Origin of the sequence: Luteibacter sp. 9133 (genome assembly GCF_000800155.1) — a bacterium.
Taxonomy (GTDB): Bacteria; Pseudomonadota; Gammaproteobacteria; order Xanthomonadales; family Rhodanobacteraceae; genus Luteibacter; species Luteibacter mycovicinus.
Genome location: NZ_JUHO01000001.1, coordinates 2,476,293 through 2,502,202 on the forward strand (window position 1 = coordinate 2,476,293; position 25,910 = coordinate 2,502,202).

At 66.8% G+C, this 25,910-nt stretch carries 23 protein-coding genes; 6 read left to right on the forward strand and 17 right to left on the reverse strand.

Going from position 1 to position 25,910, the window contains the following annotated elements; translation table 11 throughout:
- Positions 1–13: 13 nt before the first annotated feature.
- The 4 genes from FA87_RS10660 to FA87_RS10675 all read right to left on the reverse strand — a co-directional run bounded on the left by FA87_RS10660 (position 14) and on the right by FA87_RS10675 (position 5,098).
- Positions 14–2,326 (reverse strand): DNA internalization-related competence protein ComEC/Rec2, encoded by a 2,313-nt coding sequence (locus FA87_RS10660; protein ID WP_156128533.1) that lies wholly within the window; start codon positions 2,324–2,326, stop codon positions 14–16.
- A 76-nt stretch (positions 2,327–2,402) separates the two neighbouring features.
- The gene (locus FA87_RS20750) at positions 2,403–3,071 is read right to left on the reverse strand and encodes a hypothetical protein (protein ID WP_051943535.1); all 669 of its coding nucleotides are present in this window, start codon (positions 3,069–3,071) and stop codon (positions 2,403–2,405) included.
- Between the two features lie 109 nt (positions 3,072–3,180).
- A complete protein-coding gene (locus FA87_RS21310) occupies positions 3,181–4,323 on the reverse strand; it encodes a histone H1-like repetitive region-containing protein (protein ID WP_275041274.1) in 1,143 nt (380 codons plus the stop codon).
- Between the two features lie 172 nt (positions 4,324–4,495).
- Complete coding sequence (locus FA87_RS10675; RefSeq protein WP_043694507.1) at positions 4,496–5,098, reverse strand: rhomboid family intramembrane serine protease; 603 nt, start codon at positions 5,096–5,098, stop codon at positions 4,496–4,498.
- Positions 5,099–5,212: 114 nt separating this feature from the next.
- On the opposite strand from FA87_RS10675, the gene FA87_RS10680 reads away from it, so the two are divergent.
- Together FA87_RS10680 and FA87_RS10685 are read left to right on the forward strand one after the other, a co-directional pair.
- Positions 5,213–6,088 carry a PhzF family phenazine biosynthesis protein gene (locus tag FA87_RS10680; RefSeq protein WP_043697928.1) on the forward strand — a complete coding sequence of 292 codons (876 nt, stop codon included), beginning with the start codon at positions 5,213–5,215 and terminating at the stop codon, positions 6,086–6,088.
- Positions 6,088–6,543, forward strand: a complete 456-nt coding sequence (locus FA87_RS10685; RefSeq protein WP_342633162.1) for a YaiI/YqxD family protein — start codon at positions 6,088–6,090, stop codon at positions 6,541–6,543. The genes FA87_RS10680 and FA87_RS10685 overlap by 1 nt, the downstream gene beginning before the upstream one ends.
- A 361-nt stretch (positions 6,544–6,904) precedes the next feature.
- Here the strand turns inward: FA87_RS10685 and FA87_RS10690 are convergent, their stop codons facing one another.
- The 4 genes from FA87_RS10690 to FA87_RS10705 all read right to left on the reverse strand — a co-directional run bounded on the left by FA87_RS10690 (position 6,905) and on the right by FA87_RS10705 (position 10,275).
- Positions 6,905–7,750 carry an arginine deiminase-related protein gene (locus FA87_RS10690; RefSeq protein ID WP_043697934.1) on the reverse strand — a complete coding sequence of 282 codons (846 nt, stop codon included), beginning with the start codon at positions 7,748–7,750 and terminating at the stop codon, positions 6,905–6,907.
- A 74-nt stretch (positions 7,751–7,824) separates the two neighbouring features.
- On the reverse strand, positions 7,825–8,106 hold the full coding sequence (locus FA87_RS10695; RefSeq protein ID WP_036112584.1) for a hypothetical protein: 282 nt from the start codon (positions 8,104–8,106) through the stop codon (positions 7,825–7,827).
- 99 nt (positions 8,107–8,205) lie between these two features.
- On the reverse strand, positions 8,206–9,087 hold the full coding sequence (locus FA87_RS10700) for an NAD(P)-dependent oxidoreductase (RefSeq protein WP_043694510.1): 882 nt from the start codon (positions 9,085–9,087) through the stop codon (positions 8,206–8,208).
- Between the two features lie 12 nt (positions 9,088–9,099).
- On the reverse strand, positions 9,100–10,275 hold the full coding sequence (locus FA87_RS10705; RefSeq protein WP_043694513.1) for an NAD(P)/FAD-dependent oxidoreductase: 1,176 nt from the start codon (positions 10,273–10,275) through the stop codon (positions 9,100–9,102).
- A gap of 81 nt (positions 10,276–10,356) precedes the next feature.
- Here FA87_RS10705 and FA87_RS10710 point away from each other — a divergent pair, with 81 nt between their 5' ends.
- Complete coding sequence (locus tag FA87_RS10710; protein WP_043694515.1) at positions 10,357–10,839, forward strand: YajQ family cyclic di-GMP-binding protein; 483 nt, start codon at positions 10,357–10,359, stop codon at positions 10,837–10,839.
- Positions 10,840–10,890: 51 nt separating this feature from the next.
- On the opposite strand, the gene FA87_RS10715 is transcribed toward FA87_RS10710, so the two are convergent.
- From FA87_RS10715 to FA87_RS10730, 4 genes are all read right to left on the reverse strand, one after another.
- Complete coding sequence (locus FA87_RS10715) at positions 10,891–14,001, reverse strand: ligand-binding sensor domain-containing diguanylate cyclase (protein WP_081996566.1); 3,111 nt, start codon at positions 13,999–14,001, stop codon at positions 10,891–10,893.
- A complete protein-coding gene (locus FA87_RS10720) occupies positions 13,991–15,538 on the reverse strand; it encodes an EAL domain-containing protein (RefSeq protein WP_156128534.1) in 1,548 nt (515 codons plus the stop codon). The genes FA87_RS10715 and FA87_RS10720 overlap by 11 nt, the downstream gene beginning before the upstream one ends.
- 262 nt (positions 15,539–15,800) lie before the next feature.
- Positions 15,801–17,855 (reverse strand): S9 family peptidase, encoded by a 2,055-nt coding sequence (locus FA87_RS10725; RefSeq protein ID WP_043694517.1) that lies wholly within the window; start codon positions 17,853–17,855, stop codon positions 15,801–15,803.
- A gap of 193 nt (positions 17,856–18,048) precedes the next feature.
- A complete protein-coding gene (locus tag FA87_RS10730) occupies positions 18,049–18,339 on the reverse strand; it encodes a GNAT family N-acetyltransferase (protein ID WP_036112569.1) in 291 nt (96 codons plus the stop codon).
- A 98-nt stretch (positions 18,340–18,437) separates the two neighbouring features.
- Here FA87_RS10730 and FA87_RS10735 point away from each other — a divergent pair, with 98 nt between their 5' ends.
- The 3 genes from FA87_RS10735 to FA87_RS10745 all read left to right on the forward strand — a co-directional run bounded on the left by FA87_RS10735 (position 18,438) and on the right by FA87_RS10745 (position 21,228).
- On the forward strand, positions 18,438–18,863 hold the full coding sequence (locus FA87_RS10735; protein WP_043694519.1) for an OsmC family protein: 426 nt from the start codon (positions 18,438–18,440) through the stop codon (positions 18,861–18,863).
- A 59-nt stretch (positions 18,864–18,922) separates the two neighbouring features.
- Positions 18,923–19,900, forward strand: a complete 978-nt coding sequence (locus FA87_RS10740; protein ID WP_156128535.1) for a CorA family divalent cation transporter — start codon at positions 18,923–18,925, stop codon at positions 19,898–19,900.
- Positions 19,901–20,154: 254 nt separating this feature from the next.
- Complete coding sequence (locus FA87_RS10745; protein WP_051943524.1) at positions 20,155–21,228, forward strand: GGDEF domain-containing protein; 1,074 nt, start codon at positions 20,155–20,157, stop codon at positions 21,226–21,228.
- Between the two features lie 15 nt (positions 21,229–21,243).
- Here the strand turns inward: FA87_RS10745 and FA87_RS10750 are convergent, their stop codons facing one another.
- From FA87_RS10750 to FA87_RS10770, 5 genes are all read right to left on the reverse strand, one after another.
- Positions 21,244–21,825: an alpha-ketoglutarate-dependent dioxygenase AlkB gene (locus FA87_RS10750; protein ID WP_052191509.1), complete on the reverse strand. Its 582-nt coding sequence runs from the start codon at positions 21,823–21,825 to the stop codon at positions 21,244–21,246.
- A 43-nt stretch (positions 21,826–21,868) separates the two neighbouring features.
- A complete protein-coding gene (sodC, locus tag FA87_RS10755) occupies positions 21,869–22,396 on the reverse strand; it encodes a superoxide dismutase family protein (RefSeq protein WP_036112562.1) in 528 nt (175 codons plus the stop codon).
- Positions 22,397–22,510: 114 nt separating this feature from the next.
- Positions 22,511–23,212: a 16S rRNA pseudouridine(516) synthase gene (locus FA87_RS10760; protein WP_036112560.1), complete on the reverse strand. Its 702-nt coding sequence runs from the start codon at positions 23,210–23,212 to the stop codon at positions 22,511–22,513.
- Positions 23,209–24,273, reverse strand: a complete 1,065-nt coding sequence (locus tag FA87_RS10765; RefSeq protein WP_156128536.1) for a methyltransferase — start codon at positions 24,271–24,273, stop codon at positions 23,209–23,211. The genes FA87_RS10760 and FA87_RS10765 overlap by 4 nt, the downstream gene beginning before the upstream one ends.
- A gap of 51 nt (positions 24,274–24,324) precedes the next feature.
- Entirely contained in the window at positions 24,325–25,878 is a 1,554-nt protein-coding gene (locus tag FA87_RS10770; protein WP_043694522.1) for a YdiU family protein, read from the reverse strand.
- Positions 25,879–25,910 lie beyond the last annotated feature (32 nt).

Consider the following 25,910-nt stretch of genomic DNA (forward strand, 5'->3'; position numbering starts at 1 on the left):
AACACGGCGCCGGTCACTCGCGCCAGTAGCGATCCTTCGGGCGGCGCCACTCGCGGACCCGCCGGGGACCGTTCCGGACCGGAAAATCGATGCGAACGGCACCGGTATCCGCGGTGACGACCACGTCGCCACCGGCCGCCCGGTAACGCTGCACGACCGCGGGATGCGGATGGTGGAAGCGGTTGCGATAGCCGGCCGAAGCCACGCCGAGGACCGGAGCCACCGCGGCCAGCCACGCGTCGCTCGAGCCATGACGGCTGCCGTGATGAGCGACCGTGGTCACGGTCGGGACGTCCATGGCGAGCGACGCCGGATCCATGCGTCGCTCGGCACGATCGCTGATGTCCCCGGTGAGCAACAACCGGCCCCCTTCCCCTTCGATCGACAGGACGCAGGAACGGTCGTTGCCCGGCGTCTTGCCGCTGCGCTCGCGCGGCACGACGAGGAAGCGGAAGTCCACGCCGTCCCACGACCAGGATCGATCGGGGGTACACGGCTCCGCCTCAAACGACAGCCGGCGACGCTCGCCGGACAGGCGCTCCGCGGACGGATAGCGCGCGGCGATCGATGCCGCGCCGCCGGCATGGTCGCGATCGCCATGGCTGATGACCAGTCGGTTCACCGGCGACAGACCCAGTGCCGTAACGGCGGGAAGCACCACGCCGCTACCGGCGTCCCGCCCTCCCGCCCATGCCGGGCCCGCGTCGTAGACCAGCGTATGCGAGCGTGTGCGCACCAGCACGGCCAGGCCCTGCCCCACATCCAGCACCCATGCGCGAAACGCGCCGTGCGCCGGTTCGTCTCGCGGAGGCAGCAGCAACGGAAGGCAGAGCAAGGCACCATAACCGCGCAACGGGACACCCCGGGGAATGAACAGCCACGCCGCGCCGAACGTCGCCAGCAGGACTGTCGACAGCCCCGCTTCGGAGACGCCCAGGCGCGCGGCAGGCCACTGCGCCATCACCGCCAGCCCTTGCCACAGCGCTTCCAGCAACCACGCCGCGCCGTCGAACAAGGGGCCTGCCAGCACCGGCCACGCCAGCAGCGCGCAGCCGACAAGGCACATCGGCACGACGACGAAACTCACGAGCGGCGCGGCCACCAGGTTGGCGATGAAGCCGGCCAGCGAGGCGCTGCCGAACCACCACAGCGACATCGGCAGCAGGATGAGACTCATCGCGGCTTGCGCACGCAACAGCTCGCCGACCCAGCCCCACCAGCCTTGTGCGCGCGGCGCGACACAGACCATCAGGAAGCCGACGCCCGCGAACGACATCCAGAAGCCCGCCGACAGGACGGACAGCGGCGCCACGATCAGCACCACCAGCAACGCGAGGGCAAGCATCGTCAGGCCATGGGTCCGCTGACGAAGACATGCCGCGATACCCACCACCGCGATCATCAACAGTGTGCGCGTGGTCGGCAGCCCCATCCCCGCCAGCAGGCCGTAGACACCCGCAACGGCGAGGCCTGCGACCGACTGTGCGATGGGCCGTGGCACGCGCAGCGCCAGCCACGGCAACAGCGCATAAAGCAGGCGGACCAACAGCAGACCACCGCCGGCGGCGACCCCCACATGGAAGCCGGAAATGGCGATGAGGTGGGAGACGCCCGTCGCGCGCGCGACGTCCCAGTCCGACGCGTCGAGACCTCGCGTGTCGCCGACGGTGAGTGCCCTGACGACACGGGAACCACGCGGGCCGAGCTGCCGGTCCAGCGCATCCGCGATCGCGGATCGCCATCCGTCGACGCACGTGCCTGTCGCCAGTCGTTCGTTGCCTGCCGAGGGGCGCACGTAGCCCGTCGCCACCACACCCCGTTGCAGCGCGCCGCGCTCCGCATCGTTGCCCCCGGGATTGAGCGAACCGCGTGGACGACGCAGACGTACGGTGAGTCGCCATCGCTCGCAGGCGCGCGGCGCTGCCTCGGCCCGGTACCACGTGAGACGGAGTTTGCCCCGCAAGGCCGCGTCGTTGCCGGTGGCGTCGTCAGGAACGAACACGAAGCTGGTGTCGGCATCGATGCGGCGGGGTAGCTCGATGACATGTCCGACGAGTGTGACATCGTCGCCTTCGCGCTCACGCGGCAGCCTTGCCTCGAAGGCTCGCACGCCGTGCAGTGCCGCCCATGCCGCGAAGGCCGACACGAGGGCGACATGGCATAAGGCCGGGCGTCGTCGCGCACGCAGCGCCGCGCAGAGCGATACGCACGCCGTGAGCGCACATACCGGCCACGGAGGAAGCGACCGCGCCGCTTGCACCCACGTGCAACCAAGCAGCGCGGCGACCGCCACGGTAATGAGGGAGACAGCAGGGACGCGAAACACCGTTGGTCATCGACTCGGAGAGTCGCCAGCGTAGGTGGCGACGACCTCAGCGTGGTCCGCGTTGCGGCGTCAGCGTTTACCGATCGCGATTGCCGCGGCGATCGTTACGCGCGCCATTGTCGTCCCGCATACGCTGCCCGGGAGGGTGCGCATTGGGGTTGCCGCCGGCAGGACGGTCACCGCCGTGCCAGCCGCCGGGCGGCGGCGGACGGTTACCGCCTCCGGCACCGCCGTTTTGCGGCGGACGCTGGCCCTGCCAACCGCCAGGCCGTTCGCCGCCGGGACGGCCACCTTGCCACCCCCCGGGGCGATCGCCACCGGGACGGCCACCCTGCCAGCCGCCGGGACGATTTCCCCCTTGCCAGCCGCCGGGCGGCCGGTGATCGTCATCGCCACCGTGCCAGCCGCCGGGAGGCGGTCGCCGATCGCCGCGACCCGGAGGCGGGCCGCGATGCCCGTCGCGGTCGAAGTAATTTCCATCGCGCCCGCGGTAATACCGACGACCGCCATAGTCGTACCACACCGCCCCAACCGTGACGCCCGAATAGCAGCAACCCGGACCGTAGCCATAGCCATTGTCGTAGTAGCCGTAGCCGGGATCGACGACCGTCGTCGTGGTCTCTTCACCGTAGTAGGCGTCTCCGCCCGAGCCGTTACGGACATAGCCGTAGCCCGGGTCGTAGTAGCACCCGGTGAGCGGAAGGCAGACAGCCAGGGTCAACAACAAGACGCGCGCGGTACGCATGGGGAACCTCGGCAGATGGCGCTTTGGACACTGCGCTCGCGCGATTGAATGGCCGCTAAAACGAGAAGGGCCGCACGTGGCGGCCCTTGCCTTTCATTCAGGCTGCATCTCAGCCCTTGTCTTTCTGCTGATCGCCGCGCTCGTGCGCCGCGTTGGCGTGAGTCGCTTCCGCCGATGGCGACTTCGGTGCTGGATTGGGCTCATTGCCTGGCTGCACGGCCGGCGTACCGTTGCCGTTTTCGCCCGTGGGCCATGTCGGTGGCTGACGATCGCGTTCGCGCTTGGCATCGAGCAACGCCTGGATATGCGCTACCGCTTCTTCCTGGCTGATGTGCTGAACCGGCTCGTCGGCCGAAGGCTCAGCGGCGGGTGAAGGTGCTGGAGCGGGTGTCGGAACGGGTTTCGGACGCGGCCTGGGGGCGGCCTTCGCGACGGGCGTCGGGCTGGCGCCCGACGTGGGCTTAGGCGCCGGCGCTGGCGCCGATGTCGGTGTCGCCTTCGGCTTCGCCACTGACGGGGACGCCTGACGTGCGGCCCTGGTTTCCGGTGCCCGCTGGACGGGCTTGTGCTCGACGGGGTGCGCAGCGGACGAACGCGGCGCGGACTTCCTGGACGCGGCTGCCGCCGTAGCCGACGTCGTCGGGACCGCCGCTTTCTTCGCCGGTGCCTTACGTACGACCGACTTACTCGCGGACTTCTTTACCGCCGCCTTTTTTGCCGGGCTCTTGGTGGCGGCGACGTTCCGGGCCGGCGCCTTTGTTGCGACCTTCTTCGCGGCAACGACCTTGCGGGCGGGCGCCTTCTTCGCCGCCGACTTGCGCGTCGACGGCCGGTTGGCGACCTTCTTCGCGGCGGCTTTCTTGCCTGCGACCTTACGCACAGCGGTTTTGCTGACGGCTTTCTTCGCAGCGACCTTGCGGGTCGGCGCTTTCTTCGCCGGCGATTTCTTTACGGCCGCCTTCTTCACAGCAGCCTTCTTCGCCAGCGACTTCTTGACGGCGGTTTTCCTGACCGTGCCCTTCTTCGCCACCGCTTTTTTCGCCACAGTCTTCTTAGCGGCAGTCTTCTTAGCGGCAGTCTTCTTAGCGGCAGTCGTATTAGCTGCCGTCTTCGTCGCTGCCGGACGTGCGGCACTCTTACGGGCCGTCTTCTTCGCGGCGGCGGCGACGCCGGCCTTCCTGACGGCGGTCTTCTTCGTGGCCGTCTTCTTTGCCGCGGACTTCTTCGCGGCGGACTTGCGGGTCGTAGCCATGCGTTCATTCCTCCTGCGGTAGTAGCCGACGCGAACCACCCCACCGGGGGAAACCCGCGTGCATGCCGGACGACTCAAAAGTGATAGGTCTTCGTCGCGGACAACCGCATGATGTATCAGCCGTCGCCCGAAGTCACACAAATCCGTCGGAAAGAATTCAGGTTCGGGGTGATCAGAACCGCGGATTCATCAGCGTCTGCAGGAAATACGGCAGCACGCGCGGCTCCAGTGCGATCGTAAAGATGACGCCATAAGCCGCGCCCCACAGGTGCGCGCTGTGGTTGACGTTGTCACCGCCGCGCTTGTCCATGTAGATCGAATAGACCACGAAAAGAACGGCATAGAGGATCGCCGGCATCGGCACGATGAACACGATAATGCGTGCCCAGGGCTGGACCAGGATGAACGCGAAGAGGATGGCGGAGACCGCACCCGACGCCCCCAGGCTGCGATAGCCCGCGTTGCGACGGTTGGCCATGTATGACGGCAGGATCGAGAAGACCAGCGCACCGATGTAGAAGGTGACGAAGCCCAGCGGCCCCATTTCCTGCGTGAACAGCTGCTCCATGCTGCGGCCGACGAAGTACAGCGAGAACATGTTGAAGAACAGGTGGCCCATGTCCGCGTGGACCAGGCCATAGGTCACCAGCCGGTAGTACTCACGGCTTCGCGACAAGGCCGGCGGCCAGAGGATGAGGTCGTCCAGCAGGCGCTGGTTGCGGAATGCGACGATCGAGACCACGCAGGTCACGAGGATGATGATCAGCGTAATCATGCCTGGAACAGTGTCCTTCAGGGGTCGAGCCAGCGCGCATCTTCGCGCTTGCGGGGCCCGATGTCGAATGATGCGGCTATCATGGCGCCCTCCCCCATCGATCCGGTCCCACCGATGCCTTCGACCCGTTACAAGCAGCTCGACGTCTTCGCCGCCCGTCACGGCGGCGGTAATCCTCTCGGTGTCGTCGTCGAAGCCGACGGCTGGTCGGACGCGCGCATGCAGCGCTTCGCCCACTGGACCAATCTGGTCGAAACCACGTTTCTGATGCCCGCGCGCGCCGCCGGTGCGGATTATCGTGCGCGCATCTTCACACCGACCAAGGAGATCCCCTTCGCCGGCCACCCGACGATCGGCAGCGCGCATGCCGCGCTCGATGCCGGCCTGGTGAAACCCGATGCCGCCGGCGTCATCTGGCAGGAATGCGGCGCCGGCGTGCTGCCGATCCGCGTCGAGGGCGAAGGTCCCTCGCGTGAACTCTTCGTGCAGTCGCCGAAGGCCCGCATCGTCGGTGACGCATCGCACGGCGGCGAGACCCTGTCGGCCGTTCTCTACGGCGTGCAGCCAGGCGCACTGCCTCCGGCCTGTGTCGAAGGTGGCCGTCGCTGGTGGATCGCTGAATTCGCCGACGAAGCCGCGCTGCGAAGCTGGCGCCCCGACCACGCGGCCATCCGCGGTCTCGCCCTGGCCACCGATACGCTGGGCCTGTGCGTGTTCGCACGCTCGGCCGAGGGCCTGGCCGTGCGCGCGTTCCCCGCCGGCGTCGGCATCGTCGAAGACCCCGCATCGGGCGCCGCCAACGGCCTGATCGCCGCCTACGTCGCCGAGCGCGACCGGACCGGTCAGCTGGCGAAGGGCTACATCGTCAGCCAGGGTCGCGAAGTCGGGCACGACGCACGCATCATCATCCGCATCGACGGCGAGGCCGTGTGGGTCGGTGGTCGTACCAACACCATCATCGACGGCCACGTGGACTGGATCGACGTCTGATCGTGAACATCTGGGTCGACGCCGACGCCTGCCCCAACGTCATCAAGGACATCCTGTTCCGTGCCGCCGAGCGCGAGCAGGTCGAGGTCACCCTGGTCGCCAACCAGTGGATCCGCACACCGGCCTCCCGTTTCATCAAGTCGATCCAGGTTCCGGGCGGCTTCGACGTCGCCGACGACGAGATCGTCCGCCGCGTGCATCCGGGCGACCTCGTGGTGACGCAGGACATTCCGCTGGCGGCTTTCGCGATCGAGAAGGGCGCGCTGGCGCTGCATCCGCGCGGCGAGATGTACACGAAGGACACGATCGCGGCGCGCCTCTCGATGCGTAACTTCTTGGAAGAGCTCCGCGGATCGGGCGTCGACACCGGTGGGCCCGCCGCGATGCATCCACGCGATCGGCAGAACTTCGCGAATGAACTCGATAAATGGCTGGCTCGGCGGAAGAAGAGCTGAGGAGCTTTGCGTTGTGGCACGGGTGCCGTTGGGTGCCATTCTCGTCGCTAAGTCCTCCTACGGCCTTCGCCTTCGTGCGGAAGCGCTCCGCGAACGACACCCAACGGCACCCTCCAGCCCGTGACGCCGCCGGTCGGAGAGCGTCGAGCGCAGAGCACCGATATGCCAGCATACGGTGGCGTTGCGGGGATGCCCCGAGTGCAACGCACGCTCGGCTCGGCTCGCCAAATCAACCTGCGGCAGCGCTGGAGGGGAGTCGTCGGCTGCCGTTCCTGGAGCGCTTCCGCACGAAGGCGAAGGCCGTAGGAGGACTTAGCGACAGAAACGGCAGCCGACGGCTCCCTGCCCCAACGCCGAGCCGTTAGACCCCAGTGACCTCATCCAGCCGTAAAGTCAGGCACTTGGCGGCGCCGCCAGACTTCATGAACTCATCCAGCGCCACTTCGATAAGCATGAAACCCGCGCCCTCCAGCCGCGACCGCAGATCCCGCCCCGCACGATTGAGGATCACGACCTTGCCGAGGTTCACCGCATTGCAGGCGAAATCGAGCGCATCGTGCTCGCTGACCGGAATGCGCAGATGCGGCGCGATATGCTTCTCGATCGACGCCAGGGACGCCGCATCGAAAGCATCCGGGAAGTACAACGTGTAGCCGCCCGCCAGCGGACAGAAACACGTGTCCAGGTGGTAGAAACGAGGATCCGCGAGCTTCAGCGGAATGACTTCGATATCCAGACGCGTCGCCAGTTCGGATGCTGCCAAGGGATCGGACCGATGTCCGTGCCCCATCCACAAACGACGCGACACACCGCGGTCGAACAACGCATCACCCGCCCCTTCGAAGAAGACGTCTTCAGCGATATCGACGATGTCGAATCCATGACGTGAGAACCACGCCCGGGCATGCGCTTCCTCGCCCTGCCGTTCGGCATAGCGGAAGCGACTCGGTACAAAAGCATTGCCGAACACGAGGCCCGCGTTGGCCGCGAAGCACATATCCGGGAGCCCTTCCGCCGGCGGCTGGAGAGCCACGTCTGCATGGCGCGACACGGTGTCGCGCAGCGCGTCCCACTGGCGGCGCGAGCGCTCGCTGGTGGTGTCATGCACGTGGTCGGTCATCCACGGATTGATGACGTAGCTGACCTCGAAGAATGTCGGAGCGCACATCAGCACGCGTGGAACCGTGCGCTCGATCGTCGGGGACATCGTTTCTGCCATGGACGGGATGCGCCTGTATGGGGGAACGAACCCCCATCATGGCAGAAACGGCTACCGGTCCGTCAGTGCATTTTGCCGAGAATCGCCTTGACCGATTCCGACGAGAAATGCAGTTCCTTCAATGCCTCTTCGAGCGAATCGCGCGAGTTCACCTCGCTTTCGACCTGCTCGCCGACGCTGGCCGGCGAGACGTGGACGTAGCGGTCGCCCTCCTGGTAGGCGATGCCTTCATCGTGGAAGTTCTGCTTCGTCAGTACCTTGAAGGTGTGGTCGTTGGATTCCTTGATCGTGACCGAGCGGCCTTCGTGTTCTCCCTCGTAAACCGTCTTCCAGGTTGCCGACATGACTTCGTTCCCAAGACAGCACAACAGCGTGCGAGCCCCATTGTTGCGGACCCGTCGGACTGGAGATTGTGAAGACTTGCGTAAATCGGCTCTAACGTTTCAGTCCTTGAGGTGGGCGCGGGCCGCCGCCACGCGGGCCATGCCTGCCCAGTCGATGTCGCCGTCGCCCTGTGCCAGCGACTCCAGCAGAGTGTCGTGCAAGAGGCTGGCCAGCGGCATGGGCACGCGCTCGGCGTCGGCCGCCGAACGGGCCAGACCCACGTCCTTGAATCCCAGGCTGAGCTTGAACCCCGCCGGTTCGTACGTGTTCTTCGCGATCTGGCCGCCGTAATTCTTGAAGACCGGCGCGGCGAACAGCGAATTCGACATCACGTCGAGGAAGTCGGCGGCCGAGACGCCGTGAGCGCGGGTGAGCGCCGTGGCCTCGGCCATGCTTTCGATGGCGGCGCCGATCATGAAGTTGCCGCCGATCTTGACGATGACCGAGCGGATCGGGTCGTCGCCCATCGGCCAGATCTTGCCGGCAAGCAGATCCAGCAGCGGCTGCACCGTGGCGACGGCATCCGGCTTGCCGGCGACGACGATGTTGAGCGCGCCGGCGGCAGCCACGTCGGGACGACCGAATACGGGCGCGGCGACGAAGCCCAGGCCGCGCGTCTCGTGCGCTTCGACCAGCTCACGCGCCAACGCGACGGAGATCGTCGCGTGGTTCACGTGGACCGCCCCCCTGGGCAAGGCGTCGAGCACGCCGCCGTCGATCAGCACCTGGCGCACGGCCGCGTCGTTGGCCAGCATGCAGTGAATGACCTCGGCGCCCGCGGCGGCTTCGGCCGGGGTGGCGGCGACCGTGGCGCCCTGCTCCGCCAACGGCTTCGCGGCATCGGCCGAGCGATTCCAGACGGTGACTTCGTGGCCGGCCTTGATGAGGTTGGAGGCCATGGCCGCGCCCATGGCGCCGAGGCCGAGAAAACCGATACGCATGTCGTGCTCCTGTCAGACGGCCAGGCCGGCGGCATGTCCGCAAGCCCAGGCCCATTGGAAGTTGTAGCCGCCGAGATGGCCGGTCACGTCGAGAACCTCCCCGACGAAATACAGGCCCGGATGTCTTTTCGACATCATGGTGGAGGAAGACACCTCATCGGTATCGACACCACCGAGGGTGACTTCGGCGGTCCGGTAACCTTCGGTGCCGCTGGCGACGATGGGCCAGTCGGCCAATTGTGCGCCGATATCGTTCAGCTCGGCGGCGCGGTATTGACGCATGGGCTTATTGGGCAGCCAGATCTCGCAGAGGCGCTCGGCCAGACGGCGCGGCAGCAGCGACGACAGCACTGTCTTGAGCTCGGCGGCCGGACGCTCGGCCTGCCCCTGGCGCAAGGCCTCGGCGGCGTCCACGTCCGGCAGCAGGTTGACCCGCAGGTCGGCACCGGGCTGCCAGTACGAGGAGATCTGCAGGATCGCCGGGCCACTGACGCCGCGATGGGTGATGAGCAAGGCATCACGGAACGAGGTATCGCCAACCGTCGCTTCGACGGGAAGCGCCACGCCAGCCAGGCCGTCGAAGCGTTCCTGGTGCTTGCCGCTGAGCGTCAGCGGCACGAGACCGGCGCGCAGCGGCAGCACGGCATGACCGAACTGCTTCGCCACCTCATAGCCGAAGCCGGTGGCCCCGAGGCTGGGAATCGACAGCCCGCCCGTGGCGATCACCAGCGACGGGGCGCGCACAGGGCCCAGCGGCGTGTCGCAGGCGAAGCCACCGTCGGTCGCACGCAGCCGCGATACGCCGCAGTTCGTCTCGACACGCACGCCCGCCGCGGCGCATTCGTCCAGCAGCATGCGCACGATCAGCTTGGACGATTCGTCACAGAACAGCTGGCCTGGCGACTTCTCGTGCCAGGCGATCCTGTGGCGGTCGACCATGGCGATGAAATCCCACGGCGTGTAGCGCGCCAGCGCGGACTTGCAGAAATGCGGGTTGGCCGAGAGAAAGTTGGCCGGCGTGGTGGCGGTATTCGTAAAATTGCAGCGGCCGCCGCCGGACATCAGGATCTTCTTGCCTGCCCGGTTCGCATGGTCGACCACCAGCACGCGCCGCCCACGGCCGCCCGCGACGATGGCCGTCATCAGGCCCGCCGCGCCTGCCCCGATGACGAGTACGTCGTATTCCATGCGTGGTTTCCGTGGTGCAAACGCACATGGTACCGCCGTCGCGTAAACTTGGTCATCGCCACCTTAGACAAGGACCCCGCCATGCCCTCCTTCGACATCGTTTCCGAAGTCGACAAACACGAGCTCGTCAACGCCATCGACCAGGCCAACCGCGAGGTCACCACGCGCTTCGATCTGAAGGGCACCTCGGCGAAGATCGAGCAGGAAGAGAACGTCCTGACCCTGCGTGCCGACAACGAGTTCCAGGTCGGCCAGATCATGGACATCCTGCGCGCCCGCCTCTCCGCGCGGCAGATCGACGTGCGCTCGATGGACGTCGGCAAGGTCGAGACCAACCTGGCCGAGGGCCGGCAGAAGGTCACCATCAAGCAGGGGATCGAGCAGCCGGTCGCGAAGAAGATCATCGCGAAGATCAAGGAAGCGAAGCTGAAGGTCGAGGCGCAGATCAACGGCGAGAAGATCCGCGTCACTGGCAAGAAGCGTGACGACCTGCAGACGGCGATGGCGCTGCTGCGCAAGGCGGACGTGGAAATTCCGCTGCAGTTCGAGAATTTCCGCGATTGAGGTGACGGGTGTCGCGCGCGGGGCGCGCTTCTACAGAGGCCTTGCGCGCTTCTACAGCCCCGCGATGCGGCTCCGGTTGCGGCCGTCGTTCTTGGCCTCGTACAGCGCCTCGTCCGCGCGTCCCAGCAGCGAATTGAGCGACTCGGGCGAACGCCACATGGCCACGCCCGCACTCACGGTGATGCGGATCCGGTAGTCGCCGTGCACGATCGTCATCGCGCCGAGCGCATGACGCACGCGCTCGGTGATATCCAGCGCATGCTCGGCCAGCGCGCCCGGCAGGCAGAGGATGAATTCCTCACCGCCGAAGCGTCCCGCGAGATCGTCCGCGCGGCACATCGACGAGATCACGCGCATCGTCTCGCGGATCACCGTATCGCCGGCCAGATGGCCGAACGTATCGTTGACCGACTTGAAGTCGTCGATATCGAGCAGGACCACGCTGAACGGAATCCCGTCCGTGGACGCCCCCTGGCGTACGCGCTCGGCCTGTTCGAGGAAGCGGCGACGGTTGAGCGAGCCGGTCAGTTCGTCGGTGCCGGCGAGGTGATCCAGCCGCTCGTTGGCCGCCTTCAGATCCCTTGTGCGCGCGTCGACCTGGACCTGCAGCAACTCGGCGCGACGGCGCAGGTACAGCGTGCGCAGATAGACCAGCCCGAAGAACGCGACGACGCCGAGCGCCACGCCGGCGAGCAGCGTCCACGGGCTTTCGTACCAGCGCGGCACCACCGTCACGCGAACGGACGACTCCACGGTACGCCCATCCAGCCCGCGCATGGTCGCGCGCAGTCGCAGGGTGTAGCTGCCGCTGGCGAGGTTGGTATAGATCGCACTGGGCGGCAGGCCACGGGCCACCTCGTTCCAGCCACCATCCGCATCGTCCATGCGATAGGCGTAATGGGTTTCCGACGGCGCCCGGAAGTCCAGCAGCGCGAAGTCCACACGTAACCGCCGGCCATCGCCATCGAGTGTGATGTGGCCGCCATCGTCAGGCAGGTCGGCGAGTGGCAGCGGTTTGTCGTTGGTCGACACATGCGTGATGGCGAGACGCGGCGGCGGCACATGCGGGGCCACCCAGTACGGACGGACCACGGTCAGGCCGCCCAGACCGCCGAACATCAGTTCGCCGCCCGGCGCCTCGGCGGCGGAGCGATGGATGTAGCTCGGAATACGCAGGCCGTCACGGATACCCAGGTCGGAGACGCGGCGGCTGTTCGCATCGACCATCGCTACACCGTTGGCCATCGAGGCCCAGATGCGATCGTCGTGATCGACCAGCAACGCGTTGATCTTGGTATTGACCAGACCCTCGCGCGCACCGATCACGCCGAAGCGGAACGGTCCTTCCGGCTTGAAGTCGTCGAGGTAGGCGATGCCGCCGAACGTCCCGATCCACAGGCGGTGGTGCGAATCGAACGCCAGTGAGCCGGTGTAGTCGTGCGGCAGGCTGGTCGGGTCGGCCGGGTCGTGATGCAGGTTCACGAAGCCGGGCTTGCCGTCATACGCGATGCTGATGCCGCTGATGGTGGAGAACCACCAGGCCCCGGGCATGCGCGTGATGTAACGTACCTGGTCGCCGACCAGACTCTTAGGGTCGGACGCGTCGTGGCGCATCTGCACCAGCGCGCCGGTCGCCGTGTCGTAGCGGAACAGGCCGTCATAGCAGCCGATGAGGATATCGTCACCATCGCGCTGCATCGACAGGATCAGCTTGCCGTCCAGGCTCGGGATCACCGAGCTCTTCAGCTCGAAGGTCTCAGGATCGATCCGCGAAATGCCCTGCGCACCCGCCCAGATCGACCCGTCGGGCGCCACGACGAAGGCCTGCACGTCGCGCTCGGCCTGTTCGCCACCGAGTTGCAGGTGACGCATGCTGCCCTTGCCCAGGTCGAGCAGATCGATGCGGCCCATGCCGAGACCGAGCCAGACCCTTCCGCGCGGATCGACGAACACCGAGTGCACGTTGGCGTTGGACAGCGTGTGGGTCTCCAGCGGCGACGGCAGCACGGAAAACACCTTGCGCCCGTTCGGGTCGTAGCGCGCCGCGCCGAGTTCGGTCGCGACCCAGATGTTGCCCGCGGTGTCCTGGTAAATGTCGCGGGTAATGTCGCCCGGCAGCGACGACGGCATCGCCGCGTCGTGGCTGAGCGGACGCAGGCGACCCGTGTTCATGTCGAAGGTGACGACCCCCGCGCCATCCGTCGCGGCCCAGAGTACGCCCTGCGGTGTCTCATGGAACGCGCGCACGGTGCGCCGGTGGGCGAGGCTGTTCTTGCCCGACAGGCCCGGCACCGCATGGCCCTTCCCGGCGGTGTCGATGTAGATCGCCCCGGACTGCCCGGTGCCCACCCACAGCTGCCGCTTGCTGTCGGGCAGCAGGGCCCAGACCTGATCGTGCAGGATCTCGTCGATCGCCGGGTCCGACGAGACGACGCGCTCGAAATGACCGCCGCGACGACGCACGAACAGGCCGTTATCCGCCCCGGCCCACAGATTGCCGACTGCATCCTCCGCCACCACGAAGGTGCGCGGCAGCATCTCCTTCTCGTCGCCCGGCAGCCCCGAGACGCGCTCGATGTGGCCGCTGGTCACGTCGATGCGATCGATGCCGCCTTCCGTCGCGACCCAGTACACGTTGGGCTCGCGCGACGCGGCGATCGAGAAGATCTTCGCGTGCGATGTCCCGCCGGGACCCACCGGATAAACGTGGAAGCGCATCGTCTTCGGATCGAAGCGCACGAGGCCACCGGTGTTGGTGCCGATCAGCAGGCCTCCGTCGTCCAGCGGCATCAGGGCGCGCACGTAGGCGTCGGGCAGCACGGCGCCCGCATAGGAATCGGGCTCCTGCCCGAACACCTGCGTGCGGTAGCCGTCGTAGCGGACCAGGCCACCGAACGTGCCGATCCATATCAGCCCGCGCTTGTCCTGCACGATGGCGGTTGTGGTCGAATGGGGCAAGCCATCCGCCACGCCCAGCGTGTCGAACCACGAGGTCTCGTAGACCGCCCACGGATCCACGCCCACCGTCGACGCGTTCCCCGTCGGAGTAACCTGCGCGGAGACCGCCGAAACGACGACAAAGCACAGCAGGGCCGCGAAGGCGACCAGACGTGCTCGGAGGCGCGGTGAGCGAACGGGCCGCGGTGCGCGGTCAGCCAGCATAGGCCATCGTCGGGTCGAGGTAACGACTGAAGGCATCCGCGGTCATCGGCCGGGCGAAGAAATAGCCCTGGCCGATGTCGCAGCCGAGATCGCGCAGCCAGTCGGCCTGCGCTTCGGTTTCGACGCCTTCGGCGATCGTCTGCATGTTGAGCTTCTTGGCGAGGCCGACGATCGCTTCGGTGATTTCGCGATCCGCCAGATTGAGCGAACTGCCACGCACGAACGACTGGTCGATCTTGATCGTGCCCACCGGGAGTTCCCGAAGGTGACCGAGGTTCCAGTAACCCGCGCCGAAATCGTCGATCAGCAGATCGAACCCGTGCGAACGCAGCTTGACCAGCTGGCGCATGGTCTCTTCCGGCTGGCGCATCGCCGTGGATTCGGTGAGCTCGAAACGGATACGCATCGGATCCACGCCATACGAGCGCACCACGCGATGCAGCGTTTCGACGAAGGCCGGGCGGGTCAGCTCGTGCATGGACAGGTTGATCGCCACGTAGTCGACCGCGATGCCGGCGGCATCCCAGGCCTTGACCTGCGTGAGCACCGCGCGCAGCACGTATTCGCCCAGCGCGTGGATCAGGCCGGAGCGCTCGGCCACCGCGACGAAGACGGCCGGAGGCACCTGGCCGCGCGTGGGATGGTTCCACCGGGCCAGCGCTTCGACGCCGGCCAGCGTGCCGTCGCGCAGGTGACGCTTAGGCTGGTATTCGACACCCAGGTTGCCCTGCTGCAGGGCTTCCCGCAGTTCGACGGTGAGCGCGACGCGCTCGCGGGCCTGCTCGAGCATGCCCTCCTCGTAGAAGCGAAAGTCGGCCTTGCCGGTTTCCTTTACCGCGTACATCGCTGCGTCCGCGTTGCGGATCAGCATGTCGGCCACCGTACCGTCCTTGGGCGATACCGCGACGCCGATACTCGGGCTTACCGCAACGAACTGGCCGGCCACGCTGACCGGCTGCGATACGAGATCCAGCACCTTCCGGCAGACGCGAACAAGGTTTTCCATGCCGCCATAGGCCTGCACCACCACGACGAATTCGTCGCCACCGAAGCGCGCGACCGTGTCGCGCTCACGCACACTGCTGCGCAGGCTGGTGGCGACCGCCTGAAGGAAAGCATCGCCCGCTTCATGGCCGAGCGTGTCGTTAATGGATTTGAAGCCGTCCAGGTCGATGAACATGACCGCGAGCGAGTCGTCGGAGGAGTCGGCCAGGGCCTGTTCCAGCGTCTGCAGCAGGAAGGCACGGTTCGGCAGCCCGGTCAGCGTGTCGTGATACGCGTGAAAGGCCAGCACCCGGCGAGCCTGCTCGCGCGGATCGCGCAGGCGGCTGCGCAACTGGCGGCGCTGCCCCACCAGCCAGACGATGGCGGCAGTGGCCACCGCGACGACGACGATCAGACTGACCACCCAGCCCGGTCCAGCGCCAACGGTGCCGAAATTGGCACAGCGCGTACCGTCGCCCGACCACGGAAGGGTCCAGCGGGCACACTTCGATGCGGCCAGGTGCAGGCCACTCTCGACGCTACGATGGTTCAACACACCACGCTCCGGCCCGGTATCCGGGGCACGTCTTGCTTTAAAAACGGAACGACCGCGCCCGGGAGCCTGGAAACACGCCAGGCGCGAAACGACGTCTCCCTAGGTCTAACGGCCACCACCGCCCCCGACTTTAGCCCTGCGTGAGAAAAAGAACGCCATCACTGATCGGATGATGATAGACCGGCAAAAAAACGCAATCCGCCTGAGGACCTGCCTTTCCGAAAATGTGCACTACCTGCGTACTTGTCCGGAAGCCGGCTCAGTTCCCACTGGCCGGCAGATAGCGATCGAACCAGGCCAGGGCGCGGGCCAGCACGTCACGGCGGTTCTCATCGCGCGCAAAGCCGTGACCCTCGCCCGGGTAGACCACCAGCGAAGTCGGCACGTTCTGGGCGCGCAGCGCATGCCAGAACTCGAACGACTGCGGGGCGGGCGTCTCGGCGTCACGCTCGCCGACCACGATCAGCGTCGGCGTCTTCACCTGCTTGATGAAATTGATGGCCGAACTCTTCGCATAGACAGCCGGATCGTCATACACCGACGCACCGAAGTACGGCGTCATCCACTGGTCGATGAGGTTCTGGCCGTAATAGCTCTGCCAGTTGGAGATTCCCGCGCCCGCGACCGCCGCGCGGAAACGGTTGGTCTGGGTCACTCCGAACATCGTCATGAAGCCGCCGTAGCTCCAGCCCGTGAGGCCGAGGCGCTTGTCGTCGACCGGGTGATTCTTCTCGATCGTATCGACGCCCGCGAGAATGTCGCGCATGTCGCCGTAGCCGAAATCCTTGCGGTTGGCCTGGACGAACGCCGCGCCCTGCCCGTAGCTGCCACGTGGGTTGGGCATGAACACGAAATAGCCCAGCGCGGAAAGCGGCGCACCGCCGTAGCCGACACCGGGCCAGCGCGGCGTGACCGCCGCGGCAGGACCGCCGTGCACCGAGACGATCATCCCGTAGTGCTTTTTCGGGTTGTAGCGCGCCGGATACAGCAGCCAGCCCTGCACCTCGTGGCCTTCGAAGGTCCACGAGATCGATTCGGCCTTGCCCCACGACGGCTTGAGCGCGGCGTTGAATGAGGTCACCGCCACCGGCGCGTGCGCGGCGGCGAGCGTGGCGACCTGTACCTCATAGGCCTTGTCGAACGAACTGCCGACGAACGCGGCCTTGGTGGCCTTCGCATCCAGCGACAAGGACATCGAGAGGCGACCGTCACCGATCGTCATGGGCAGATCGAACAGGCGGGTCGCCGTGGCGACGCCTTCAGCCGGCAGCGCATAACGGGACACGCGGCTCGACCCGCCCGTGTGCTCACCCACCAGCAAGGCGTCGTTCGCCGTCCAGGTGAGCCAGGCCGGCGTGGTGTGGATTTCCGGGGTGACGTCCACGGGCGCGGCACCGCCGGTGGCCGGGACCGTCCAGATGTCACCACCGGTCGAGCCCTGATCGCTCATGAGGCCGCCGATAAAGGCGATGCGTGAGCCGTCCGGCGAGAAGCGCGGCACCGCCACCTGCAGCCCCTTGAGGGGACCGCTGAGCGTTGCGGTGTCGACGACGACGTCACCCTTGCCACCTTCGGTCGACGGCTGGACGTAGAGTTTGGCAACCCACCAGTTGTTGTCTCCCGGCGGCTCGGCCGCGACGTACGCGATGCGCGCACCGTCGGCCGAGAAGCTGAACTCGTAGACGTGCAGGCCAGCGGGCGTGAGGACGTGGACGTCCCCGCCCGCCGCGTCGACGCTGGCCACCTGCTGCACTTCGATACCCTCGACGCCGACTTCGCCCAGCTGCGGCTTCGCCGCCGCGGTGGCGCTGGCGCGGCGGGTCGCGTTCGGCACGTAGAGGAAGCCAAGCTGCTTACCGTCAGCGCGCCATTCGAGGCCGCTGACGTAGCCGGTAAGGTGGGTCAGCCGCACGGGCGCGGCGCGGGTACCGGTGTCGACGGTGTAGATGTCGTTCTGCTTGCCCTCCTCCACGCCCGGGGCGCTGCCCGCGCAATCGGACAGGAAGGCGAGGTGGCGGGAGTCGGCGGCCCAGGCGACCGAGGTCTCGCTGCACCCCTTGCTCGCGGTGATGCGGTGGGCATGCTGGCCCTGCGCGTCGGCGATCTCGATCACCGGCTTGCCATCGGTCTTCACCGCCCAGGCCAGCTGCCTGCCATCGGGCGAAAGCGCGACTGACTCGATCGTGCGGACCTTGGCCAGCGACGAGAGGATGGCCGCGATACGCGGGTCATCGGCGGATTTCGTCGGGGTGTCGGCGAGGCTGGCCTGGGTGAAGGCGAGCGCGACGGCCGCGGCGATCCACTTCGTACGCATGGGGTGACCTGGTGTGTGATTGAGGTGTGAAAACTATCACGACACTCATTACTCTCGCGAGCACCCCTTCGCTGGTGGCCGTCTGGGAGATGTGACCGAAGCCCGCCTCCGGCGGGAGACAGGCTCTGGTGGGAGCCCGGCTCCGGGAGACAGGCTTCGCCGGGGCCCAACCCTGTCGGCGAGCTGGACTCCGTCAGGCCAGCAAGTGGGAAAACTCCGGATTGCGCTTGAACCAGGTCGCCGCATAGGAGCAAGCGGGCTGGACCTTCCAGCCCCTGGCTTCTGCGGCCTGCACGGCGGATTTCGTCAGGATGGAGGCAATGCCCCGCCCGCCCACGGGCGATGGCACACCGGTGTGCGTGATCGTCATCACGTTGCCGGCGAGGCGGTACTCCACCTCGCAGGTGTGACCGTCCACCACGGTCGTGAACACCTGGTTTTCGGTGTCATGCGTAATTTCCAGCGGTTTCGCGTTGTCGCTCATCGATCATCTCCATCAGAAGGACAGCCGCACCTTCGCATTCTCTGGATGGGCGGGCCGTTAAGGTCAGCCGATCATCCCCCCACCGAAGGAGAATCTCCATGCAGAAGTCAGGCTCAGCGGTCTGGAAAGGCGGCATCAAGGATGGCCAGGGCACGATCTCCACGCAGACCGGCGTACTGAAGGAAGCCCCCTACGGCTTCAAGTCGCGCTTCGAAGACGGCCCGGGCACCAATCCCGAGGAACTGATCGGCGCCGCGCACGCTGGCTGCTTCTCGATGGCGCTGTCGCTCATGCTGGGCAACGCCGGCCTCACCCCCGACAGGATCGAGACGAAGGCCGACGTCACCCTCGACAAGGACGGCGAAGGTTTCTCCATCACCAAGGTGCATCTCACCGTGAAGGCGAAGATCCCCGGTACGGACCAGGCCGGCTTTGAAGCCATCGCCAGGCAGGCGAAGGAAGGCTGCCCGGTATCCAAGGTGCTGAATGCCGCGATCAGCATGGACGCCACCCTGGAAGCGTAAACTGCTCCGGCCGCCGGCCCCGGCCGGCGGCTTCCCTGGCCGACAGGATCGAACCCAGCGTGCTGATCATTCACGAACACGGCCAAAGCCAGCCTATCCGCTGGACAGCGGACATGGGCAGGCCGAAAGCTCCCATCTGGGTCGACCTCTTCGATCCCAGCGAAGACGAGAAAAAATGTGCCGCCGAGATCTCCGGCCTGCGCATTCCGGAACGGGCGGACGTCGACAACCTCGCCCTGTCCAGCCGTATCCGCACGGACGACGACGCGATGTACCTGTCGATCCCGTATTTCGCGGATGTCGATCCCGACGCCCCCAACGGTACCGGCCATCGCCCTTCCCCCGTCGGCATCGTAGTCACCGGGCATGTCCTGATGACGCTTCGCTTCCAGACCTCGCCCGCCTTCGACCTGGCGGCGCGGAGCTGCGATGAGCAGCACTGGGATTCCAGCGCCGACGTGCTGGCGACGCTGATCGAGGCGATCGTCAATCTCGCGGCCAGGCGCATGGAGGACGTCTCCGCCGATCTGAAACAGCTGTCCGACCGCGTCTTCACCACCGAGCGTCTGGGCACGCCCGCCCTGCGCGACTGCATGCTCGAGGTCGGCCGGCTCGAGGGCGAGCAGGCACGCAACCGCTCTTCCATGCTGGGCGTGCAGCGTATCGTCTCGTTCGTCAGGGCCAAGCAACCCGAGTGGATGTCCGATCAGGTCGAGGTCCGCCTGCGCGTGGTCGATCACGACCTCCGCACCCTGGACGAGTTCGACGATCAGCTGACCAACAAGCTGCAGTTCCTGCTGGATGCGAGCCTGGGCTTCATCAGCACGGACCAGAACCACGTGATGAAGGTGCTGACGGTGACCTCCGTGGCGACCATTCCTCCGGTGATCCTGGCCGGCGTCTGGGGCATGAACTTCAAGCACATGCCCGAGCTGGACTGGACCTTCGGCTACCCGATGGCGATCGGCGCCATCCTGCTGAGCATCCTGTTGCCCGTGCTGTTCTTCAAATGGCGGGGCTGGCTCGAAGGCGACTGAGCGGCGTCTATAGCGCAGTCCTTCACGATCGTGAAGGCCTGTAAACCTGACGTACGTCGCATTTTTTTACATTGGGCCGTGTTTTCCCTAAAGTTCGCGGCTGCACTGCCGTTAGCACCCTTGAGGGTCGCCCGGTGGAAGCCGGTCGAAACGACACGGGGCTGCCATCCGGCGCGCCCGACTCGGGGGAGGAAGTGTTCGGTGCCAGTCAGTAGTCACTATCGCGTTCGCCACGCCTCGTCGTGGGGTCGTCCATGAAGACGCCGTGGCATGCCATGACGGGCGGCCTTCCCGAGACGCGACTGCTGGCGTCGGTGGCCGAGTTCACCCACCACCGCGATATCGACGCCCTGGACCACAGCCTGGTCCTTTCGCTGGCCGAGCTTATGCCGGTCAACAGCGTCACCTTGTGCAAGCGTGGCGAGAGTCTGCAACAGCCCATCGAGTCGATGGTGGTCTGCGGCCGCAAGAGCGAGGGCGGATTCGTCGTCAACGCGCTGGAACCACCGCGCGAGGGCGACCCGGTCGACACCATCGTCTGCGCGATGGAAACCCTCGAAGCGATCAGCGACGTCACCGACAACGGTGACTGCCGCCTCGTCATTCCCATTCAACGCGACGGGTCCGCGATCGGCGCCCTGATGCTCGAGGCCGACGATTCGCTCGACGCCGTCCGTGTGATGGTCGAAGGCTTCGCGCGCATCTACGGCAACTACATCGCCCTGCTGAACGAGAGCGAGCGCGACAAGCTGACCGGCCTGTACAACCGCCGCAGCTTCGAACAGCGCCTGCGCCGCCTGCTCAAGCTCAGCCGCCAGCGTGCGCGTGCCGCCGTGGGCGGCGAGGACGAACGCCGTGGCGGCGTGCGCGACGACGACAGCAAGATCTACCTCGCCATCCTCGACATCGACCACTTCAAGCGGATCAACGACACCTACGGTCACGTCTACGGCGACGAAGTCATCCTGATGCTGGCCCAGCAGATGCGCGCCAGCTTCCGCCAGAGCGACGTGCTCTTCCGCTTCGGCGGCGAAGAGTTCGTCATGCTGATCGCCGCGGAAAACGAATACGTGGCGCAACACGCGCTGGACCGCTTCCGGCAGTTCATCGCCGATCACACGTTTCCGCAGGTCGGCCACGTCACTGTCAGCATCGGCTATGCGCGGATCACCGAGAACGACTATCCCGAAATCGTGCTCGATCGCGCGGACAAGGCGCTGTACTTCGCCAAGGAGAACGGTCGCAACAGCGTCTACGGCTACGAAAGCCTGACCCAGCGTGGCGAGCTCGCCGCGCCGGTCGCCCTCGGCAGTATCGACCTCTTCTGACCACGTGATGGCCCGTTAAGCGGGCTTCGTCGGATAACGCCGCCCCGCGGACCCGCCGCGTGGGCGCACCCGGAAGGCCAGGCTGATCCTCGGCCCGACCTCGCCGCGCGACTTCGGTATGCCGTGGTCGTAATGGAACTGCGTGGCATGGCTCATCGTCAGCAGACTGCCCGCCTCCAGATCCAGGTCGAAGCTGCGCTTCGCCCCTTCGCGCTCACGCAGCGTCATCCGCCGCGTCGCACCCAACGACAGCAGCGCGATCGGCTCGCCTTCCGCGATCTCGTCGATATGGTCGTTATGCGGCGCCACGCTGTCACGGCCATCGCGATAAAGATTGAGGCCCACGGAGGTGAACCGCACGCCGGTCGCGGCGATCGCTTCGCGCGCCGCCTCGGTCAGCGGCGACGGCAGAGCCGGATCGTCCAGCGCGTAATGCTGGACCAGCCGCGGTACGTCCACTTCGCGCCCGTACATCTCACGCCGCTGCGCCTGCCACGGAATCGTAGCCATCAGGGTGTCAAACCATCGCGCCGCCATCGGGGGCGCGATAAGGCCCGGCTCGTACGCGAACCGCCCGTGCTCATCGTCGACGATCACGAGCGGTCCGGCAGCGAACAGCGAGCCCTGACTCACGTCGCCCTTACTTGATGACGCCGCACGCGATGCGCGCACCACCGCCGCCCAGCGGTTCCGGCTGGTCGGCGTAGTTGTCGCCACCGGCGTGGATCATCAGCGCATGGCCTTTCAGCGTCGCCAGCGTCTTGAGGTGCGGCGCGGTTACCGGCGTGGTGTCGGTACCATCGGCGGCAATCTCGATGCGCGGCAGGTCGCCCTCATGGCCCATGGCATCCGGACCTTCGTGCTTGCCGGTCTTGGCCGGGTCGAAGTGGCCACCGGCAGCGAGCGCGGCGCCCTTCTTGCCGTCTTTCTCGCCCGGGTCGCAGCTGGCCTTCTCGTGCAGATGGAAGCCATGCGTACCCGGCGGCAGGCCCTTGAGGTCCGGCGTGAACACGAGACCGCCGGCGCTCTCGGTGACGGTCACCTTGCCGACGGACGCGCCCGCGCCATCGGCGGTCACGGCGGTGAGCGGCACCACCACGCTCTTCTCGGCAGCCTGTGCGGCGGCGCAGACGAACAGGCCTGCGGCCACGATTGCGATCTTTCTCATCATGCACTCCTGTGGAATCGAGGGAACTCCGGGATACTGCACCCGGCGTAGACGGCACGTCCATAACCCACAGGCGACAGGCTTCCCGCTGCGGACGCCGCGAAGCAGCTGTCCCTACCTGCCAAACATCCGTGCCTTATCCGCCTCATCCAGCGCACGCCACTCACCGGAAGGCAGCCCGTCCAGCGACAACCCACCCAGCGTCGTACGCTCGAGCGTCACCACGTGATTGCCCACCGCCGCGAACATCCGCCGCACCTGGTGATAACGGCCTTCCGTCAGCGTCAGACGCACATGACGCGGCCCCAGCACCTCCAGCGTCGCCGGAAGCAGCGGTTCGGTTTCGCCGTCCAGCATCAACGTGCCGGCGGCGAACGTATCGCCCTCGTCGCCACGCAGATCCTCGGCCAGTGTCGCTTCGTAGACCTTGGCCAGCGAGGCCTTCGGCGAAATGATCCGGTGCAGCAGCGGACCGTCATCGGTGAACAGCAGCAGGCCCGACGTCTCCCGATCGAGGCGGCCGACCGTCGACAGTACGGGATTGCGCAACGCGAAGCGGGGTGGCAGCAGGTCGTAGACCAGGCGGCCGACGTCCTTGCGCGAGCAGGTGTAGCCGCTGGGTTTGTTGAGCATCAACAGCAGGCCCTGCGGCGGGTCCAGCGGTTCGCCGTCGAAGCGCACGTCGGCGTGTTCGACCTTGTCGTCGGCGTAAAGCACCTCGCCCGCGGGATCGGTGACCAGACCTTCGCGGAACATGGATGCGACTTGCTTGCGGCTGCCATAGCCTAGATTCGCCAACAGGCGGACGAGCTTCATCGACGGGGCTCCTGTGCTTCGATGACCTTGAAGCCGTCGCGTTCGACGACCGTGCGGACGCGGGCGAATGCCGCGTCGAGTGCCGCCTCGTAAGCGAGGTGGCGATTGGCGACCATCCAGAACCGGCCGGTCGGCGCCAGCGCGCTGGCGGCGGTGGCGATGAAGGCGCGGCCGAGTTCCGGCTGGTCCGCACGTCCCTGATGGAACGGCGGATTGGAAAGAATGGTGTCGTAACCGGTACCGATGCCGTGGGTCACATCGGCCCACCGCACCGACGTGGCGATACGGCGATTCGCGTGGGCGACCGCTTCGGCGAGGTTGGCCGTGGCGGGGGCGATGGCGCGACCTTCCGCTTCGTAGAGATCGGCGGCGACGATGCCCGGGCAACGCGCGATCGCCGCGCAGGCGAGATAGCCGAAGCCCGCACCAAGGTCGGCCAGGCGACCATGCAGGTCATCCGGCAGCACCTCGGCGAGCAGCGCGGACGCCGTGTCGATCCGATCCCAGGCGAACAGACCGCGGCGGCTCATGAAGCGACCGTCTTCGATCGTTTGTGGCGCATCGAAGGCGAGCCATTGCTCCATCAACGCGATGTCGGGCCCGGCACCCGCGCGCGTCCAGAACACCCGGCATTTGTGCTTGGACAGCTGACGGACACCGCCGGCCAACGCGGCGAGATCGGCCTCGGCCGTTCTGGCGCCTTCGCTGTTAGGCACACTGGCCACGACGATGCCGTCGCGTCCCACGCGACACATGGCCTGTGCGAACAGGGCCCGGCTCTCTTCGCGCTGACGGGTCGGCAGGATCATCACGACACGGAACGCGCCCTCCGGCGGGTCGGAGACGACCTCGAAGCCGGAGCGCGCCAGCGCATCGGCCGCGGGCTTGAACGATTGCTGCATCACCCAGCCGGGACGGCGCCGCTCACGGAGGACGAAGCCGTCGCGCGCACGCAGGAACAGGACGCGCCCATCGGCCGGCCACGCCAGTTCACCCGTGATGAACGGGACGAACAGGGCGTCGAGTGCGGCTTCGGATGCGGTTCCGGCGGACAACGCCATGGACCTCAATGCGACGGGATGGCCGCCGATTCTAGCGCGAGCGGGCCCCGCTCAGCTGCTGCAAGAGAGCATCGAACAGCCCACGCGGTCGCGTGCCCAGTCCGGACGGCGACCGGCGAGGTGGTCGCGACCGGGCTGTTCGTCGTAGGGGCGACGCAGTGTGTCGAGCAATTCGTGGACACCGGCGTAGTCGCCCTGCTCCGCCCGGTCGATGGCCTGCTGGGCGAGATAATTGCGCAGCACGTAGCGCGGATTGCTCGCGTGCATCAACGCCAGGCGCTCACCCGGCGTGCCTTCGTCGTTCTTCACCCGCGCCGCATAGCGCGTCAGCCAGGTCGCCAGCGCGTCGCTGACCGCCGCGCGGCCCGCCTCGGTGTAGAACGCGGCACCGACCGTGCCGACGGCCGGTTCGTCGAGGTCGAGCGCCGCCAGGTCGCGGAAGAAGATCGTCATGTCCATTTCGCCAGCCGTCAGCAGGCCACGCAGGTCGGCGACCAGCGCATCGTCACCCTCGCGGGTACCGACGAGACCCAGCTTGGCGGCCGAGAACGCGGCGTCGGTGGCCTCGAAGACCTCCACGTAGCGGTCCAGCCCGGCCTGGAGGGCCCCGGTCCCCTCGAACAGGGGCGCCAGGGCCTGGGCCAGACGCTGCAGGTTCCAGTACGCGACCCGCGGCTGGTGGCCGAAGCGGTAGCGGCGGTTGGCACGGTCGGTGGTGTTCGGCGTCCAGTCGGGGTCGAAGTTGTCCACCCAGCCGTAAGGACCGTAGTCGATCGTCAGGCCCAGAATCGACAGGTTGTCGGTGTTCATCACGCCATGGACGAAGCCCACGCGCATCCAGTGAGCCATGAGCTTCGCCGTGCGCTCGCAGACCTCGCCGAAGAAGGCGCCGTAGCGCCCGGCGTCGGGCAGCCCGGCGAACGCGGGGAAATGGGTGCGGATGGTGAAGTCGACCAGCTGGCGCAGCAGCGCCACGTCGTTGCGCGAGGTCGGCAGCTCGTACGAGCCAAAGCGCAGGAAGGACGGAGCCACGCGGCAGACGATGGCGCCCGGCTCGAGCGCGGGATGGCCGTCGTACATGACGTCCCGGAGCACCTCGTCACCGGTCGCCACCAGCGACAGCGCCCGGGTGGTCGGCACGCCCAGGTGGTGCATGGCCTCGCTGCAGAGGAACTCACGGATGGACGAGCGAAGCACGGCACGACCATCCGCGCCACGCGAATACGGTGTACGACCCGCGCCCTTCAGCTGCAGCTCCTGGCGGCCGTCGTGGGCCGTCAGGACCTCGCCCAGCCCGATCGCTCGTCCATCGCCCAGCTGGCCCGCCCAGTGACCGAACTGATGGCCGCCATAGGCCATCGCATAGCCCTGCATGCCCGGGAGTAACGCGTTGCCGCCGAACACCTCGGCGAAGTCCGCGGCGTCCGGATCGATACCCAGCATCGCGGCCACCTCGTCCGACACGGCGACCACGCGCGGGGCCGCCACCGGTGTGGGCGCCACCCATGAATAGGCGGCGCCCTCCACCTGCCGGGGAGCGTTCAGCGACGAGGGGTCGGCCGGCAACTCACGGACGAAGGCGTTGTCGAAGCGGAGGTCTGTCATCGGCGGTGAGGGGTCATGCGTTTGGGGATCTC